Origin of the sequence: Burkholderia sp. Ac-20349, assembly GCF_017104865.1 — a bacterium.
GTDB lineage: Bacteria > Pseudomonadota > Gammaproteobacteria > Burkholderiales > Burkholderiaceae > Burkholderia > Burkholderia aenigmatica.
On the sequence record NZ_JAAGPM010000049.1, the window covers coordinates 1 to 15,658 of the forward strand.

Sequence of the window (15,658 nt, forward strand, 5' to 3'; positions counted from 1 at the left end):
TCGCGCTGGATTTCGGCCATGACGCGAGCGCGCTGGCGCGGCTGCATCTCGTCGACACGCAGGACGTCGCCGTGAAGGGCGCGGATGCGCTCGTGATCGTGACCGAATGGAAAGAATTCCGGAGCCCGTGCATGTCGGCGACCAGTACCAGCGTGTGCAGCGGCATGCGCTGCGGTTTCGACAGCGCACGGGCCGTCGCGCGACGCCGGCCGAACTCGCGGCCGAAACCGGCCTCGACGAGGACAAGCTGCGCGCGGTGCTCGCGCTGCCAGCCGAGCCCGTATCGCTCGACGCGCCGCTGCCCGACGCGGACACCGGCCTGGTGGAGCTGATCGAGGACCAGGCGTCGGCCAGCCCGTTCGAGCAACTGGCCGACACGCGCATGCGCGAGTGCGTGAGGTCGCTGCTCCGGTCGGTCACGCCGGCCGAGGCCGACGTGCTGCGCCGGCGGTTCGGCCTCGGCGGCGCCGAGCCCGATACCTACGACGCGATCGCGCAGGACGCGGGCATGTCGCGCGAACGCGTGCGGCAGATCGAGAAACGGGCGCTCGCCGCGTTGCGCACGGCCGCCGAGGCCGAGAACGCGCAGTCGTTCCTCGACGCGTGACCGCGTCACGCGACGCACGGTCGTGCCACGATCCGGCACGACCGTGCGCTTCGCACCTGTGCTACGTTTGCCATTGACGTGCGTCAAGTTTTCTTCATCGCGTATCGCGACAATGGTAAAAAGCCGACCGGCGCATCGCTAGCCGTGTCCATTCCGTTTGTGCTTCCCCGGGTCCCTCGCCATGCAGACGACCGCCAGCCAAACGTACGAGGAAAACCGCCATATCGCGACCTGCCTGCGCGAGGCGGCGCAGCGGCTGGCTGACCAGGGCGCGAATCCGTATCGGGTCGCAGCGTACCGCGCGTCGGCCGAGACGGTCGATGCGCTCGACCTCGATATCCGCGCAGTGTTCGAGTCCGGCGGCGTCGATGCGCTCGGCACGCTGCCCGAGATCGGCACGGGCGTCGCGCAGGCGATTGCCGAGCTGCTGGTGACGGGGCGCTGGCGCCAGCTCGACCGGCTGTGCGGCGACGCCGAACGCACGTCCGCATTCGAGGCGGTGCCAGGCATCGGCCACGCGCTCGCGCTGCGCATTCACGACCTGCTGCATATCGATACGCTCGAGGAGCTCGAACGCGCGGCCCGCAACGGCCAGCTCGAAACGATCACGGGCGTCGGCCCGCGACGCGCGGCCGGCATCCGCACCGCGCTCGACGACGTGCTGAGCCGCCGTCGGCGCTGGCAGGGCCGCGTGCAGGACGCCGGGCCCGGCACGGAGCCGCCTGTCGAACTGCTGCTCTACATCGACCGTCTGTATCGCAACAAGGCCGCCGCCGGCGCGTTGCCGACGCCTGGCGTTGTGCAACGCGCAACCGTGCATCGGCGCCTGAACGCGGACGGCTACGTGCCGTTGCCCGTGATGCACATGACCAAGGGCGGCTGGCATTTCACCGCGCTGTGCCTCCATGCCGCGATGCGCACGCCGGAGGCCTCCCGCCCGACCGACTGGGTCTCGCTCTATTTCTACGACGCCCTGCAATGCGAGCACCAGCGCACCGTCTTCACCGAAACGTACGGCTCGCTCGTCGGCAAGCGCATCGTGCGCGGGCGCGAGCAGGAGTGCCGCGTGTATTACGCGGGATGACTCAGTCGTCGCCAACCTCGTCGACGTCGAACGCGACGTCGAGCACCGACGCGATTTCACGACATGCATGGGTGAGCGTGCGTGAACGGTGGCCGGCACGGTCCACCCCGATATCGAACCCGGTCCGATACGCGTTGTAATCGGTAGTGCGCTCCCGCTTCGGCACGTCGAACCAGAACGTCACCATGTAGTCGCCGTTCCAGCGAACCGGCATCACATGCGTGAACCGCAATCTCGTGATTGCGCCGTGGCGGAACCGGAAGCTGTCGTCGCCGACGCGGAACCCCGACCACGCGCCGTCGTTCGACACGAACACGATCAGCGTTTCGTCCGGCGGCGCGGCGGGCAGGCCGTCTGCCGGGGCGAGGTCGGCCGTCGACACCATCGCCGCGCCCGAACCGTCGCGCCCCGTCTCGACATCCACGTACGCTTCGATCGCCCGCTTCGCCTTGTCGTAGAAACGGCGCGTAACCTCGGGCCGTGCGGCGTCGGCAATCAGGACCAGTTGCTTGAATCGGGCATGCTCGCCATATCGAAGCGGCACATCGGGCGTGTCGTCGGGCTCATCGGCCGGTTCGTCATCCAGACTATCGGCCGGTACGGGCGTCGCGCTCGTCTCAGGCTGCCCAACGGACCCACGCCGCCGGTTCAACAGGGCAGTCCCCCACGTCAGCAGCGCGGTCTGCATCGCCAGCACGGCGGCCAGTGTCGCGCACCCGGCGAGAAACCCGTAATGCGGCCCGACCTTCGATGCCGCATACGCGGCCGGAAGCACGTAAAGCACAAGTAAAAACCACACGCGGCAACCCCGTTGTTCCTGTTTGCAATGTCCGTCGGCCATGAATGGCGACGTGCCGCCGATTCGCCGCTGCCCCCGCCAATGCATGCGCATCGCGCGGGCCGGGCGCCTACGCGCCTTCCGTCTTCGTGCGGCGCGCCGGATGGCGATGCGCGGCGATCCGCAGCAGCTTCTGGAACGACGGACATTCGAGATGGTTCGATGCCGGGCACACGGCCGCATGCCGCAACGCGTCGCGCACGGCGCCGAGACGGCGGATCGTGCGGTCGAGTTCGTCGGCCTTGCCGTCGAGCTTCGCGCGATCGATCGCAGGCAGGCCGTCCGTGCCGACCATCGCGAGGATGTCGTCGAGCGAAAACCCGGCCTCGCGGCCCAGTGCGATCAGCGCCAGGCGCTCCAGCACCGACTCGTCGTATTGCCGCCGCAGCCCGTGGCGGCCGGTCGGGACGATCAGCCCCTTTTCCTCGTAGTAACGCAGCGTCGACGCGGGCAATCCCGAGCGTCGCGCCACATCTGCAATGTCCAGCCGGCTCATGCTTGACCTCAAGTGAACTTGAAGTTGCAAGATAGTCGCTCGACTCCATAAAGACAAGCCCGGACTGCCATGAAACCGCTGAAACCACGCTGTATTCCGCTGCACCGCGCAGCCTTTTCCGTTCTCCGCGGAGGGTCGCGATGAGCGCGCCCGACGTCCTGCTCAACCTGTTGCTGATCGGCGCGGGCGCGACGCTCGTGATGGATCTGTGGACGCTGTTCCGGCGGCGTGCCTTCGGCATTCCGTCGCTCGACTATGCGCTGGTCGGCCGCTGGATCGGTCACATGATGCAAGGCCGGTTCCGGCACGTGTCGATCGGCGCCGCGGCGCCCGTGCCGGGCGAACGCGCGCTCGGCTGGATCGCGCATTACGCGATCGGCATCGCGTTCGCGGCGCTGCCCGTCGCGATCGCGGGCACCGAATGGATCGGCACGCCGACCCCGCTCCCCGCGCTCGTCGCCGGCCTCGCCAGCGTGGTCGCGCCGTTCGTCGTGATGCAGCCCGCGTTCGGCTTCGGCATCGCGGCGTCGCGCACGCCGAACCCGGGCGTCGCGCGCCGGCGTAGTCTCATCACGCATCTGTCGTACGGTGTGGGGCTTTATCTGGCGGCGGTTACGCTTGCGGCGCTGGCCCGTTGAGCACACGGCCTCGCCAAAGCGATAACGGGTAGCGTCAGCGACGCCCACGCGAGCCCTCCGTCGAGCGTGACCGGCGCATCGCCCTGCGCGCGCCGGACGAAGGCCGCGCCGCGTATCGGCACCGGCGCCATGGCGATGAAGATGCCCACGCCGGAATACGGGCCGACCCGGCGTGCTCGCGCGTCGCCTTCCGGTGTTCCTGCTGTTTTCAAGCCGTTCATCCGGCCTGCCCGGATGGCGGCCCCCATCACTCCCCGCCGCAGTCGATCAGGTTGTGGCGCATGCGCCCGAGCAACCGCACCAGCGTATCGCGCTCGTCGGGCGTGAAGCCGCGCAGCCCGTCGTCGGCGACGGTGTCCCCCACTTCGAGCATCTGCGGAAAGATCTCGCGCGACTTGTCGGTCAGCCGGATCACGAATGCGCGGCGATCGTCGTCGTTCGCGACGCGCTCGATCCAGCCATAGCTTTCCATCCGGTCGAGCAGCCGCGTCAGCGTGATCGGCGCGATCTCGAGCCATTCGGCCAGCCGCGCCTGATTCATCTCGCCCTTCCACGTCAGGTACGCGAGCACGCGGCTCTGCGCGCGCGTCAGCCCGATGCGCTTCGCGCGCCGGTCGAAGAGACGCCCGTTCAGGCGCGCCACATCGGCGATCAGGTAACCGATCCGGTTCTCGTAAGTCTTGTCCATGCGGCGATTATAGGGTCGAGCCGGCAACTGCCTCCCGCTCGAGACGCAGCCATAAGCGGAGATATAATACGCATGCTTATAATTTGCGTCATACCGGATCGCCGCCCACGGCGACCGCCCCACGGAGACACCCGCTTGAACCCCGCCGCCGACGCCCCCGCCTCGCCCGCCCTGAACCGGCCGATGCTGACCCTGTCGATCATGCTCGCCACGCTGATCCAGACCCTCGACAGCACCATCGCGAACGTCGCGCTGCCGCACATGCAGGGCACGCTGTCCGCGTCGCAGGACGAGATCACGTGGGTGCTGACCTCCTATATCGTCGCCGCGGCGATCGCGACGCCGCTCACCGGCTGGCTGTCCGACCGGCTCAGCGTGAAGCGGCTGCTGATCGTGTCGATCGCCGGGTTCACCGTCGCGTCGGCACTGTGCGGGCTGGCCGAGACGCTCGTGCAGATCGTCGGCGCGCGTCTGCTGCAGGGCGTGTTCGGCGCCGCGCTGGTGCCGCTGTCGCAGTCGATCCTGCTCGACATCAACCCGCGCGAGAAACAAGGCCAGGCGATGGCGATCTGGGGGATGGGCGTGATGGTCGGCCCGATCCTCGGCCCGACGCTCGGCGGCTGGCTCACCGACAGCTACAACTGGCGCTGGGTGTTCTTCATCAACGTGCCGATCGGCGCGTTCGCGCTCGCCGGCGTGATGACCTTCCTGCCCGCGCGCGCGCCGCGCCCGCACGTGAAGTTCGACGCATTCGGCTTCGCGACGCTGGCGCTCGCGATCGGCGCATTCCAGGCGATGCTCGACCGCGGCGAACAGCTCGACTGGTTCGGCTCGTACGAGATCCGCATCGAGGCGCTCGTCGCGGCGCTCAGCTTCGCGTTCTTCCTCACGCATACCGCGACCGTCGGCAAGGCGTCGTTCTTCAAGTCGGAACTGCTGCGCGACCCCAACTTCGCGACGGGCACGCTGTTCATCTTCGTGGTCGGCGCGGTGCTGTACGCGACACGCGCGCTGCTGCCGCCGATGCTGCAGAACCTGATGGGCTACCCGGTCGCGACGACGGGCCTCGTCACCGCGCCAAGCGGCGCCGGCACGATGATCGCGATGCTGTTCGTCGGAAGACTGCTGAAATACGTGGATGCGCGGATGCTGCTGCTCGCGGGGCTGTCGATTTCCGCGCTCGCGCTATGGCAGATGATGCAGTACACGATCGTGCTGTCCGAAGCGGACATCGTGTGGCCCGGCGTGGTGCAGGGCTTCGGGCTGGGGCTCGTGTTCGTGCCGCTGAGCGCGCTGTCGTTCTCGACGCTGCCGCCCGACCTGCGCGCGGACGGCACGGCCACCTACAGCCTGATGCGCAACATCGGCAGCAGTATCGGCATCTCGATCGTCCAGACGCTGATGACGCGCAACACGCAAGTCGCGCATGCCGACCTCGCGACCCACATCACGCCGTTCAACCCGGCCGTGCAGGCGATGGCCGGCAGCCGCCTCGACATTGCGCTGCTCGACCGCACGATCAACCAGCAGGCGTCGATGATCGCGTACCTGAACGACTTCAAGCTGATGTTCGTCGCGACGCTGCTGATGATCCCGCTGTTGCTGCTGATCCGCCCGCCGCAGAAGGCGGCGAGCGTCGACGTCGCGCATGCGGCGATGGACTGACGATCCGGCCGATCGACGGACGGATACGCGCATCGCATCGCGCGCCGCCTGCCCCGCGATTCTCACGCGCGGCAGGCGTGCCGCGTCAAGCCTTCATCGTGCCCGTGCGGACGTAGCGCTCGTGCCACGACAGCGCCTCGGCGAGCAGGTGCGGCGTGTGCTTGCCGAAGCTTTCGCGCGACGCGCGCTCGAAGTAATCCTCGAGCATCGGCCGATAGTCGGGATGCGCGCAGGTCGCGATGACCTTGCGGGCACGCTGCTTCGGCGACAGGCCGCGCAGGTCCGCGAGGCCCTGCTCGGTGACGACCACCGCGACGTCGTGCTCGGTATGGTCGACATGGCTCGCCATCGGCACGATCCGCGAGATCGCGCCGCCCTTCGCGGTACTCGCCGACATGAAGCACGACAGGTAGCCGTTGCGCGCGAAGTCGCCCGAGCCGCCGATGCCGTTCTGGATCTTGGTGCCCATCACGTGGGTCGAGTTCACGTTGCCGTAGATGTCGGCCTCGATCATCCCGTTCATCGCGATGCAGCCGAGACGGCGCACGAGCTCCGGATGGTTGCTGATCTCCTGCGGGCGCAGCACGATCTTCTCGCGGAACGTCGCGATTTCATCGGCGAAGCGCTGCACGGCGGCCGGGCTCAGCGACAGCGCGGTGGCCGACGCGAAGCCCAGCGTGCCGTCCTGGAGCAGGTCGAGCATGCCGTCCTGGATCACTTCGGTGTACGCGGTCAGGTTCGAGAAGCCGGCCGAGCTGAGCTCCGCGAGCACCGCGTTCGTGATGTTGCCGACGCCCGACTGCAGCGGCAGCAGGTTTTCCGGCAGGCGGCCGCGCTTCACTTCATGGCGCAGGAAGTCGATCAGTTGCAGCGCGATCTGCTTCGACGTCGCGTCCGGTGCGGAGAACGCATTGCTGCGGTCCGGCGCATCGGTCTCGACGATCGCGACGATCTTCTCGGCCGGGCAACGCAGGTACGGCTCGCCGATCCGGTCGTCGCTCTTCGTCAGCGGAATCGGCTTGCGGTGCGGCGGCAGCGCGGTGCCGTAATAGACGTCGTGCATCCCGTCGAGGCCGAGCGGCTGGCGCGAGTTGACCTCGAGGATCACGTGCTTCGCGCGTTCGAGCCAGGTCTTGTTGTTGCCGATCGACGCGGACGGAATCAGCAGCCCGTCCTCGCGGATGCCCGCGACTTCGACGATCGCGACATCGAGATCGCCGTACAGGCCGAACCATGCGTACTGCGCGACGTGGCTCAGGTGGACGTCCTGGTAATCGACTTCACCGCCGTTGATCTTGTCGCGCAGCGTCGGGTCGGACTGGTACGGCAAGCGCATCGAGATGCCGTTGGTGCGGGCGAGCGCGCCGTCGAGTTCCGGCGCGGTCGATGCGCCCGTCAGCACGTTGATCCGGAAGTCCTCGCCGCGCGAGTGCGCCGCGTCGATATGGGCGGCAAGCGCGGCCGGCACGGCCTTCGGATAGCCCGAGCCCGTGAAGCCGCTCATGGCGACGGTCATGCCGGGACGGATCAGCGCGGCGGCTTCGTCGGCGGTGCGGACGAGCGAACGCAGGGCGGGAGCGAGGATGCGTGAAGATGACATGGCTGGTTTCTGACGCTTTGGTCTGTCGTTGACGTCGCGGGGGGTGTCTCCTGAGCGACATGAAGCCCTTGGGGCCGCGAGGGGCGGCCGGCACCACAGGCACGGTCGGAGTATCGCAGAGGCGATCGCCGCGAAATGTCCGCTGTATGAAAAAGATCCTTGTCGAATTTGCCGGGTATCGAACGACCGTTCTGTGACAGGCGCTCCGTTTGAAGCGGATGCGCGCGAAAGGTGCGCGAAAGTATCGGGCAGGAAAAACCGTCGCCGATCGCCAACTCTCGCGCGTCAATCGGCGGATTTTGACGGCCATTTACCGCCTTTCCATCGACAATGAACGACACCCGTCCGGCGCGGCCAATTGTCACCCGATGCGGCTCATTCCGACCTGACGCATATCAAGCTCGCACGCGCCGCGCGACGCGCGCGGCGAAGCGCGAAAAGTACCGCCGCATCGGCCTGAGAGGCCCGTCCGTCCTTGACAGCCGCCCGATGCGAACCACACTGGAATCTGGATCGCGCCGCCCCGTTTGGCCGCCCTTTCGGGCACGCGCTTTTCGGCCGCCCAATCGCCGCAAGACGCGGTAACACTCCCTCATGTCAGGACATTGATCGAATAAAAAGCACCAAATTACAATTCCGTATATATTTCGCCGATGGACCAAAGAAAAACCGCCACACGTTCCGAACCGCCCCTGCCACGCACCTGGGATGCGCGGCTGGCGCGCTCGCTTGTCCGACCGCTCGTCGACACGCCTGTCACCCCGAATCACCTCACCACCGTTCGTCTGCTGATCGGCCTCGCCGGCGCCTGGTGCCTCGCGCACGGCGGCTTCGGCTGGAGCAATGCCGGCGCGTTCCTGATCGTACTGTCGAACTTCGTCGACCACACCGATGGCGAGCTCGCGCGCATCAGCGGCAAAACGAGCAAGATCGGTCATTTTTACGACCTCGCGGCAGACGCGCTCGTCACGGTCGCGCTGTTCGTCAGCATGGGCCTCGGCATCGTCGCCCAGGGCGGCCAGATGGCCGCATCGCCGGTGCTGCTCGGCGCGGTGGCCGGCGCCGCCGTTGCGCTGATCTTCTTCCTGCGCATGCGCATCGAATCGTTCGCCGGCAAGGCCGGCACCAAGCAGGCATTCGCCGGCGGCTTCGAAACCGAAGACGTGCTGTACCTGCTGCCGCTCGTGACGCTGTTCGACGGCGTCGAGCCGTTCCTGCTCGCGGCGTCGATCGGCGCCCCGCTGTTCGCCGCGTGGGTCGTGATCGACTGGTGGCGCATCGTCCGGCGCGGCAATGTTCCGCAGAATTCCACTGAAATCCAGGCTTCCAAATGACTAGCACGCGCGACGACTCCGTGCTGAGCCCGGCACGCCCCGCGCCCGTGCGCGCCGCGTCCGACCCCGATCGCACCGTGGCCGACTGCGTCGGCCATCTCGACCTCGAGCAAGTGCGCAACGACTACACGCGCCAGGGCTCGTTCCTGTACCTCGACGCATTCCTGCCGGCCGACGCGCACGCGAAGCTGGCCGACGCCGCCCGCGCGATGCAGGCCGGCCTGAACCGCAATTACCTGCCCGGTCACAAGCAAGGCGGCAGCGTGAGCCGTCATACGATCGACGAGCAGGCGCCGTACATCGCCGAACTGTATCGTTCGAAGGCACTCATCTCCTTCCTCGAGAAGGTCACGGGCGACAAGCTGATGCTGTCGCCGGACGACGATCCGCACGCGTACGCGCTGTATTACTACACGAAGCCCGGCGACCACATCGGCTGGCACTACGACACGTCGTACTACGACGGCCGCCGCTACACGCTGCTGATCGGCGTGATCGACGAATCGTCGTGCCGGCTCGACTACGAGCTGCACACGCGCAATCCGGACGTCGCCGACGAGCCGGGCTCCGTGCAGATCGCCGACGGCGGCATCGTGCTGTTCGACGGCGACAAGCTGCGCCACCGCATCACGCCGCTCGGCCAGAACGAGATGCGCGTGTCGCTCACCTTCGAATACGTGACGAACCCCGGCATGCGGCCGTGGAAGCGCTTCATCTCGAACATGAAGGACGCGATCGCGTATTTCGGTTTCCGCCAGGTGTTCAAGCAACTGGCAACGCGACGCACGACCGGGTCATGACACGCGCCGGCCTCATCCTGCTGTCCCTCGGGACCGCACTCTTCGTCGCACTCCTGGCATGGCAAGGCGTCGGCGCGGTCGCGTCGACGTTCCTCGCCGCCGGCTGGGGGCTCGCGCTCGTCGCGGCGTTCCACGTCGTGCCGCTCGTGATCGACGCGACGGCGATCTCCGTGATGTTCCGCCCCGGCCAGCCGGGCGCCGAACTCGGCAACGCGCTGCGTGCGCGCTGGGTCGGCGAATCGGTGAACAGCCTGCTGCCTGCCGGGCAGATCGGCGGCCCCGTGCTGATGGTGCGCCACCTCGCGCAGCGCGGCACGCGGATGGCCGACGCGGCGGCGGCCGTCACCGTCAGCACGACGATGCAGGCGCTCGCGCAGATGGCGTTCGCGCTGATCGGCATCGCCGCGTTCAGCCTGTATGCGACGCACGAATCGGTCGCGCACCTGCGCACGCCCGCGCTGATCGCCACCGGCGTGCTCGGCGCCCTCGCCGCGCTGTTCTACGTGGCGCAGCGGCGCGGGCTGTTCGGCCGCGGCCTGCGCCTCGCGTCGAAGCTGCTCGGCCCGCGCGACTGGTCGTCGCTGGCCACCCGCGCCGACGCGATCGACGACGCGGTCGGCGCGCTGTATCGCGATCGCGCGAAGGTCGCGAAGACGTTCGCATTGAGTCTCGTCGGCTGGATCGTCGGCACCGCGGAAGTGTGGCTCGCGCTGCATTTCCTCGGGCATCCGGTGAGCTGGCTCGACGCGCTGCTGCTCGAGAGCGTCGGCCAGGCCATTCGTGGCGCGGCCTTCGCGATCCCGGGCTCGCTCGGCGCGCAGGAAGGCGGCTACCTGCTGCTCGCGCCGCTGGTCGGACTGCCGCCCGACGCGGCGCTCGCGCTGTCGCTCGCGAAGCGCGCGCGCGAACTCGCGCTCGGCCTGCCCGGCCTGCTCTATCTGCATTTCAGTGAAAGAAACTGGCAGCGGCGCCGTGCGCCGCAGCCGCTCGCCGACTGATCGTTCAGATCCGCCGGCTTTTTGGTTGGAGAACCCATGCGAGCCATCATTCTTGCGGCAGGCCTCGGCTTGCGCCTGCAACAACCGCCCGAGGCGCAGTTCCCGAAGTGCCTGCTGCGCTTCGACGACGTTTCGCTGCTCGAGCGGCATCTGCGCGTGCTCGACGCCGCGGGCGTCGACGAGATCGTGCTCGGGCTGGGCTTCCAGTACGAGAAGGTCGAGCAGGAATTGAAGCGCCTCGGCCGCCAGGCCGAGATCGTGATCAACGACCGCTACGACCTCGGCAGCGTGCTGACCGTGCATACCGTCGCCGATGCGATGACGCGCGGCGGCGACGTGCTGCTGATGGACGCCGACGTGCTGTATGACGAGAACATCCTGCATGCGCTGGTGGCCGATCCCGACAAGGCGGTCGACCGCCTGCTGATCGATCGCGACTTCGAGGCCGGCGACGAACCCGTCAAGCTGTGCCTGAAGAACGGCGTGCCGGTCGAGTTGCGCAAGCAGCTCGCGGTCGACCTCGAGTACGACACGATCGGCGAATCGGTCGGCTTCTTCCGCTTCACCGAAGGCACCGCGCGCCGCCTCGCGACGATCGTCGCGGGCTACGTCGACAGCGGCCGCGCGAACATGCCGCACGAGGAAGCCGTGCGCGACCTGCTGCTCGAAGGCGGTCATTCGTTCGACGTCGCCGACGTCACCGGCTCGCCGTGGATCGAGATCGACTTCCCGAACGACGTCGCACGCGCCACGCAAGACATTCTCCCCCTGATTCAACGTACTACCGCAGGAGCTGCACGATGAATGCACGCGAACCCAACTTCTCCGAATCGCGCAGCGCACGCCTGCGCCGCATGCTCGTCAGCAACGAACTCGAATTCCTGATGGAAGCGCACAACGGCCTGTCCGCGCGGATCGTCCGCGAAGCCGGCTTCAAGGGGATCTGGGCATCGGGCCTCGCGATCTCCGCGCAGTTCGGCGTGCGCGACAACAACGAGGCGAGCTGGACCCAGGTCGTCGACGTGCTCGAATTCATGGCCGACGCGAGCGACCTGCCGATCCTGCTCGACGGCGACACCGGCTACGGCAACTTCAACAACGTGCGCCGCCTCGTCAAGAAGCTCGAGCAGCGCGGCATCGCGGGCGTCTGTATCGAGGACAAGCAGTTCCCGAAGACCAACAGCTTCATCGGCGGCGAGCGCCAGCCGCTCGCGGAAATCGACGAGTTCTGCGGCAAGATCAAGGCCGGCAAGGATTCGCAGAGCGATCCCGACTTCTCGATCGTCGCGCGTGTCGAAGCGCTGATCGCGGGCTGGGGGATGGACGAGGCGCTGCGCCGCGCGAACGCGTATGCGGAAGCCGGCGCGGACGCGATCCTGATCCACAGCAAGCTGTCGCGCCCGGACGAGATCCTGCAATTTGCGCGCGAATGGAGCGGCAAGGCGCCGCTCGTGATCGTGCCGACCAAGTACTACAGCACGCCGACCGACGTGTTCCGCCAGGCCGGCATCAGCACCGTGATCTGGGCGAACCACCTGATCCGTGCGTCGGCATCCGCGATGCAGGCGACCGCACGCGAGATCCACGAGAGCGAAACGCTGATCAACGTCGAAGACCGCGTTGCATCGGTCAACGAGATCTTCCGCCTGCAGGACGCCGACGAATACTCGGCGGCCGAGCGCATCTACCTGTCGTCGTCGTCGCGTGCGTCGAACGCGGCGATCGTACTCGCCGCGAGCCGCGGCAAGGGCCTCGAGGCCGTGACCGAAGACAAGCCGAAGGTCATGCTGCCGGTCGCCGGCAAGCCGCTGCTGCGCTGGCTCGTCGACGGCTTCAAGACGCACGGCGTGAACGACATCACCGTGGTCGGCGGCTATCGCGCCGACGCGATCGACACGTCGGGCATCAAGCTCGTCGTCAACGAGCGCCATGCGCAGACGGGCGAACTCGCGTCGCTCGCTTGCGCGGCCGAACGCCTGACCGGCGACACCGTGATCTCGTACGGCGACCTGCTGTTCCGCAGCTACATCGTGCGCGACCTCGCGGAAAGCGAAGCCGAGTTCAGCGTGGTGGTCGATTCGTCGCTGACCGAGCCGACCAACCAGAGCGTGCGTGACTTCGCGCTCTGCTCGGCGGCCGACGACCGCGGCCTGTTCGGCCAGAAGACCTACCTGCAACGCGTGTCGAGCGACGTCGCCGCAGGCACGCCGCATGGCCGCTGGATCGGCCTGCTGAACGTGCGCGGCGCCGGTGTCGACCGCCTGAAGGCGATGCTCGCGACGCTCCAGGCGCGCGACGATTTCGACACGCTCGACATCCCGGCGCTGCTCAACGAACTGATCGCCGCCGGCGAGAAGATCGAGGTGCAGTACGTGCACGGCCACTGGCGCGGTGTGAACGATCTCGAAGACTTCCGCCGCGCGGGCGACTTCGCGCACGGCCAGACGCCGCTGTCGCAACCGGGCGCCCGTAACGGGGGCGCGCAATGATCGAAGCGGCCCAGTTCGTCGAGGCCGCGCGCGAGCGCGGTTTCGACTGGTACGCGGGCGTGCCCTGCTCGTACCTGACGCCGTTCATCAATTACGTGCTGCAGGACCCGACGCTGCATTACGTGTCGGCCGCGAACGAAGGCGACGCGGTCGCGCTGATCGCGGGCGCGACGCTCGGCGGCAAGCGCGGCATTGCGATGATGCAGAACTCGGGGCTCGGCAACGCGGTGAGCCCGCTCACGTCGCTCACGTGGACGTTCCGCCTGCCGCAACTGCTGATCGTCACGTGGCGCGGCCAGCCGGGCGTGGCCGACGAGCCGCAGCACGCGCTGATGGGCCCGATCACGCCCGCGATGCTCGACACGATGGAGATCCCGTGGGAGACGTTCCCGACCGCCCCGGAACAGGTCGGCCCGGCACTCGACCGCGCGATCGCGCACATGGACGCGACGGGCCGCCCGTACGCGCTCGTGATGCAGAAAGGCAGCGTCGCGCCGTATGAACTGAAGGCCAACCCGGCGGCGACGCCGCGCGCGCATGTCGCCGCGCAAGCGTCGTCGCGCGCCGCGTCGGCCGACACCTGGCCGACCCGCCAGGACGCGCTGCAGCGCGTGATCGCGCACACGCCGGTCGATTCGACCGTCGTGCTCGCGTCGACCGGCTTCTGCGGCCGCGAACTCTACGCCATCGACGATCGCCCGAACCAGCTGTACATGGTCGGCTCGATGGGCTGCGTGACGCCGCTCGCGCTCGGCCTCGCGCTCGCGCGCCCCGACCTGCGCGTGGTCGCGGTCGACGGCGACGGCGCCGCGCTGATGCGTATGGGCGTGTTCGCGACGCTCGGCACCTACGGCCCGGCCAACCTCACGCACGTGCTGCTCGACAACGGCGCGCACGAATCGACGGGCGGCCAGGCGACGGTGTCGCAACATGTTTCGTTCGCGGGCGTTGCTGCCGCGTGCGGGTATGCGTCGGCGGTCGAAGGCGACACGCTCGACGTGCTCGATACGGCGCTTGCTTCGTCGGCCGAGGGTGCGCAATTCGTGCGTGTCGCGATCCGCACCGGCGTGCCCGACGGCCTGCCCCGCCCGACCGTCACGCCGGTCGAGGTCAAGAATCGTCTGATGCGGCACATCGGCGCCGCGCAGACCGAAGCCCACGTTGAAGGAGCCCATTGATGCTGCTGCTGAACCCCGGCCCGGTCACGCTCACCGAACGCGTGCGCCGCAGCCTGCTGCAACCCGACCTGTGCCATCGCGAAAGCGAATTCTTCGATCTGCAGGATGAAGCGCGTCAGCGTCTCGTCGCCGCATATGAACTCGATCCGGCTGAGTGGACGGCCGTGCTGATGACCGGTTCGGGTACGGCCGCTGTCGAAAGCATGATCGCGGCGCTCGTGCCGAAGGACGGCAAGCTGCTCGTGATCGAGAATGGTGTGTATGGCGAGCGGATCACGCAGATCGCGACGCAGTACGGGATCGCGCATGACGTGCTGAAGCATGAGTGGATGCAGGCACCGGATCTCGCACAGATCGGTGCGCGACTCGATGCAGGCGGTTACTCGCACGTCGCCGTGATTCATCATGAAACGACGACGGGTCGCCTGAACGATCTCGGGGCGATTGCCGAGGTGTGCCGTTCGCGCGGCGTGAAAATGCTCGTTGATGGTGTGAGCAGCTTTGGCGCGGAAGCGATCGACTTCGCCGGCGGCGACATCGACGCGGTCGCCGCGACCGCGAACAAGTGCCTGCACGGCGTGCCGGGCGCAGCGTTCGTGATCGTGCGCCGCAGCGCGCTCGCGAAGGCGGCGAGCCGTACCTACTACCTCGATCTCGGCCGTCTCGCGAAGCTGCAGGATCAACGGAATACGCCGTTTACGCCTTCCGTGCACGCGTATTACGCGCTCGTCGAGGCGCTGCGCGAGTTTGATGAGGCTGGCGGCTGGCGTGCGCGGCATGCGCATTACAAGGCGCTGGCTGATCAGGCGCAAGCCGGGCTTGCCGCGCGCGGGATGCCGCTGGTGCTGGCGGAAGGTGAATCGTCGGTTGTGCTTCGTGCTTATCGGTTGCCGCAGGGTGTAACGTACGAAACGCTGCACGACGGGTTGAAGGCGCGCGGCTTCGTGATCTACGCGGGGCAAGGCGGGTTGTCGAAGGAGCTGTTCCGGATTTCGACGATGGGGGCGATTCAGGCGGCTGATGTTGAGCGGTTGCTGGAAGGGTTTACGGCGCTGACGCAGTAAGCGCCTGACTCCTTCGTCTATGAAAGGCCCGCAAGGGCCTTTTTTTCTTCACAATGCTCTACAAAATACGAAACACATTATCGGCATTCGGCCAACCTCAATCGTCCGACACCGCTGTCTAATTCACATCTGAATGTCGCTTCTGCGTTTATGAAGCAGGCTTTCACACGCGAGCGTAG

14 protein-coding genes and 1 pseudogene are annotated in these 15,658 nt (G+C 67.4%); 11 read left to right on the forward strand and 4 right to left on the reverse strand.

Annotated elements, in window-relative coordinates; all coding sequences use genetic code 11:
• Positions 1-112 precede the first annotated feature (112 nt).
• Positions 113-607 (forward strand): annotated as a pseudogene (locus G3N61_RS17690) (sigma-70 domain-containing protein); the annotation flags it as partial.
• A 181-nt stretch (positions 608-788) separates the two neighbouring features.
• The gene (locus G3N61_RS17695) at positions 789-1,691 is read left to right on the forward strand and encodes a helix-hairpin-helix domain-containing protein (protein ID WP_089453204.1); all 903 of its coding nucleotides are present in this window, start codon (positions 789-791) and stop codon (positions 1,689-1,691) included.
• A 1-nt stretch (position 1,692) separates the two neighbouring features.
• Here the strand turns inward: G3N61_RS17695 and G3N61_RS17700 are convergent, their stop codons facing one another.
• The gene (locus tag G3N61_RS17700; RefSeq protein ID WP_205823203.1) at positions 1,693-2,490 is read right to left on the reverse strand and encodes a hypothetical protein; all 798 of its coding nucleotides are present in this window, start codon (positions 2,488-2,490) and stop codon (positions 1,693-1,695) included.
• A gap of 109 nt (positions 2,491-2,599) precedes the next feature.
• A complete protein-coding gene (locus tag G3N61_RS17705; protein WP_043183323.1) occupies positions 2,600-3,025 on the reverse strand; it encodes a helix-turn-helix domain-containing protein in 426 nt (141 codons plus the stop codon).
• A 140-nt stretch (positions 3,026-3,165) separates the two neighbouring features.
• Between G3N61_RS17705 and G3N61_RS17710 the strand changes: the two genes are divergently transcribed.
• On the forward strand, positions 3,166-3,663 hold the full coding sequence (locus tag G3N61_RS17710; protein WP_205823204.1) for a DUF2938 domain-containing protein: 498 nt from the start codon (positions 3,166-3,168) through the stop codon (positions 3,661-3,663).
• 247 nt (positions 3,664-3,910) lie between these two features.
• Here the strand turns inward: G3N61_RS17710 and G3N61_RS17715 are convergent, their stop codons facing one another.
• Positions 3,911-4,351, reverse strand: a complete 441-nt coding sequence (locus G3N61_RS17715; RefSeq protein ID WP_089453207.1) for a MarR family transcriptional regulator — start codon at positions 4,349-4,351, stop codon at positions 3,911-3,913.
• A gap of 135 nt (positions 4,352-4,486) precedes the next feature.
• Between G3N61_RS17715 and G3N61_RS17720 the strand changes: the two genes are divergently transcribed.
• Positions 4,487-6,016, forward strand: a complete 1,530-nt coding sequence (locus G3N61_RS17720) for a DHA2 family efflux MFS transporter permease subunit (protein WP_089453208.1) — start codon at positions 4,487-4,489, stop codon at positions 6,014-6,016.
• An 85-nt stretch (positions 6,017-6,101) separates the two neighbouring features.
• Here the strand turns inward: G3N61_RS17720 and G3N61_RS17725 are convergent, their stop codons facing one another.
• On the reverse strand, positions 6,102-7,616 hold the full coding sequence (locus G3N61_RS17725) for an acetyl-CoA hydrolase/transferase family protein (RefSeq protein WP_205823205.1): 1,515 nt from the start codon (positions 7,614-7,616) through the stop codon (positions 6,102-6,104).
• Between the two features lie 653 nt (positions 7,617-8,269).
• Here G3N61_RS17725 and G3N61_RS17730 point away from each other — a divergent pair.
• From G3N61_RS17730 to G3N61_RS17760, 7 genes are read left to right on the forward strand one after another with little or no spacing between them, the layout of a single operon-like run.
• Positions 8,270-8,950 (forward strand): CDP-alcohol phosphatidyltransferase family protein, encoded by a 681-nt coding sequence (locus tag G3N61_RS17730; protein ID WP_089453210.1) that lies wholly within the window; start codon positions 8,270-8,272, stop codon positions 8,948-8,950.
• Complete coding sequence (locus G3N61_RS17735; protein WP_043183307.1) at positions 8,947-9,750, forward strand: 2OG-Fe(II) oxygenase; 804 nt, start codon at positions 8,947-8,949, stop codon at positions 9,748-9,750. The genes G3N61_RS17730 and G3N61_RS17735 overlap by 4 nt, the downstream gene beginning before the upstream one ends.
• The gene (locus G3N61_RS17740) at positions 9,747-10,748 is read left to right on the forward strand and encodes an HpnL family protein (RefSeq protein WP_205823206.1); all 1,002 of its coding nucleotides are present in this window, start codon (positions 9,747-9,749) and stop codon (positions 10,746-10,748) included. Before G3N61_RS17735 ends, G3N61_RS17740 begins: the two co-directional genes overlap by 4 nt.
• A 36-nt stretch (positions 10,749-10,784) precedes the next feature.
• The gene (locus G3N61_RS17745) at positions 10,785-11,552 is read left to right on the forward strand and encodes a phosphocholine cytidylyltransferase family protein (RefSeq protein ID WP_205823207.1); all 768 of its coding nucleotides are present in this window, start codon (positions 10,785-10,787) and stop codon (positions 11,550-11,552) included.
• Positions 11,549-13,237, forward strand: coding sequence for a phosphoenolpyruvate mutase (gene aepX, locus G3N61_RS17750; protein ID WP_043183303.1), 1,689 nt, complete (start codon positions 11,549-11,551; stop codon positions 13,235-13,237). Before G3N61_RS17745 ends, aepX begins: the two co-directional genes overlap by 4 nt.
• Positions 13,234-14,415 carry a phosphonopyruvate decarboxylase gene (aepY, locus tag G3N61_RS17755; protein ID WP_089453212.1) on the forward strand — a complete coding sequence of 394 codons (1,182 nt, stop codon included), beginning with the start codon at positions 13,234-13,236 and terminating at the stop codon, positions 14,413-14,415. The genes aepX and aepY overlap by 4 nt, the downstream gene beginning before the upstream one ends.
• Entirely contained in the window at positions 14,415-15,479 is a 1,065-nt protein-coding gene (locus tag G3N61_RS17760; RefSeq protein WP_089453213.1) for a 2-aminoethylphosphonate aminotransferase, read from the forward strand. The genes aepY and G3N61_RS17760 overlap by 1 nt, the downstream gene beginning before the upstream one ends.
• The last annotated feature ends 179 nt before the right edge of the window (positions 15,480-15,658 follow it).

Coding starts and splice junctions, on each gene's coding strand:
- G3N61_RS17695 (WP_089453204.1), top strand. CDS start 789: ATGCAGACGACCGCCAGCCAAACGTACGAGGAAAACCGCCATATCGCG.
- G3N61_RS17705 (WP_043183323.1), bottom strand. CDS start 3,025: ATGAGCCGGCTGGACATTGCAGATGTGGCGCGACGCTCGGGATTGCCC.
- G3N61_RS17710 (WP_205823204.1), top strand. CDS start 3,166: ATGAGCGCGCCCGACGTCCTGCTCAACCTGTTGCTGATCGGCGCGGGC.
- G3N61_RS17715 (WP_089453207.1), bottom strand. CDS start 4,351: ATGGACAAGACTTACGAGAACCGGATCGGTTACCTGATCGCCGATGTG.
- G3N61_RS17725 (WP_205823205.1), bottom strand. CDS start 7,616: ATGTCATCTTCACGCATCCTCGCTCCCGCCCTGCGTTCGCTCGTCCGC.
- G3N61_RS17730 (WP_089453210.1), top strand. CDS start 8,270: ATGGACCAAAGAAAAACCGCCACACGTTCCGAACCGCCCCTGCCACGC.
- G3N61_RS17735 (WP_043183307.1), top strand. CDS start 8,947: ATGACTAGCACGCGCGACGACTCCGTGCTGAGCCCGGCACGCCCCGCG.
- G3N61_RS17740 (WP_205823206.1), top strand. CDS start 9,747: ATGACACGCGCCGGCCTCATCCTGCTGTCCCTCGGGACCGCACTCTTC.
- G3N61_RS17745 (WP_205823207.1), top strand. CDS start 10,785: ATGCGAGCCATCATTCTTGCGGCAGGCCTCGGCTTGCGCCTGCAACAA.
- aepX (WP_043183303.1), top strand. CDS start 11,549: ATGAATGCACGCGAACCCAACTTCTCCGAATCGCGCAGCGCACGCCTG.
- aepY (WP_089453212.1), top strand. CDS start 13,234: ATGATCGAAGCGGCCCAGTTCGTCGAGGCCGCGCGCGAGCGCGGTTTC.
- G3N61_RS17760 (WP_089453213.1), top strand. CDS start 14,415: ATGCTGCTGCTGAACCCCGGCCCGGTCACGCTCACCGAACGCGTGCGC.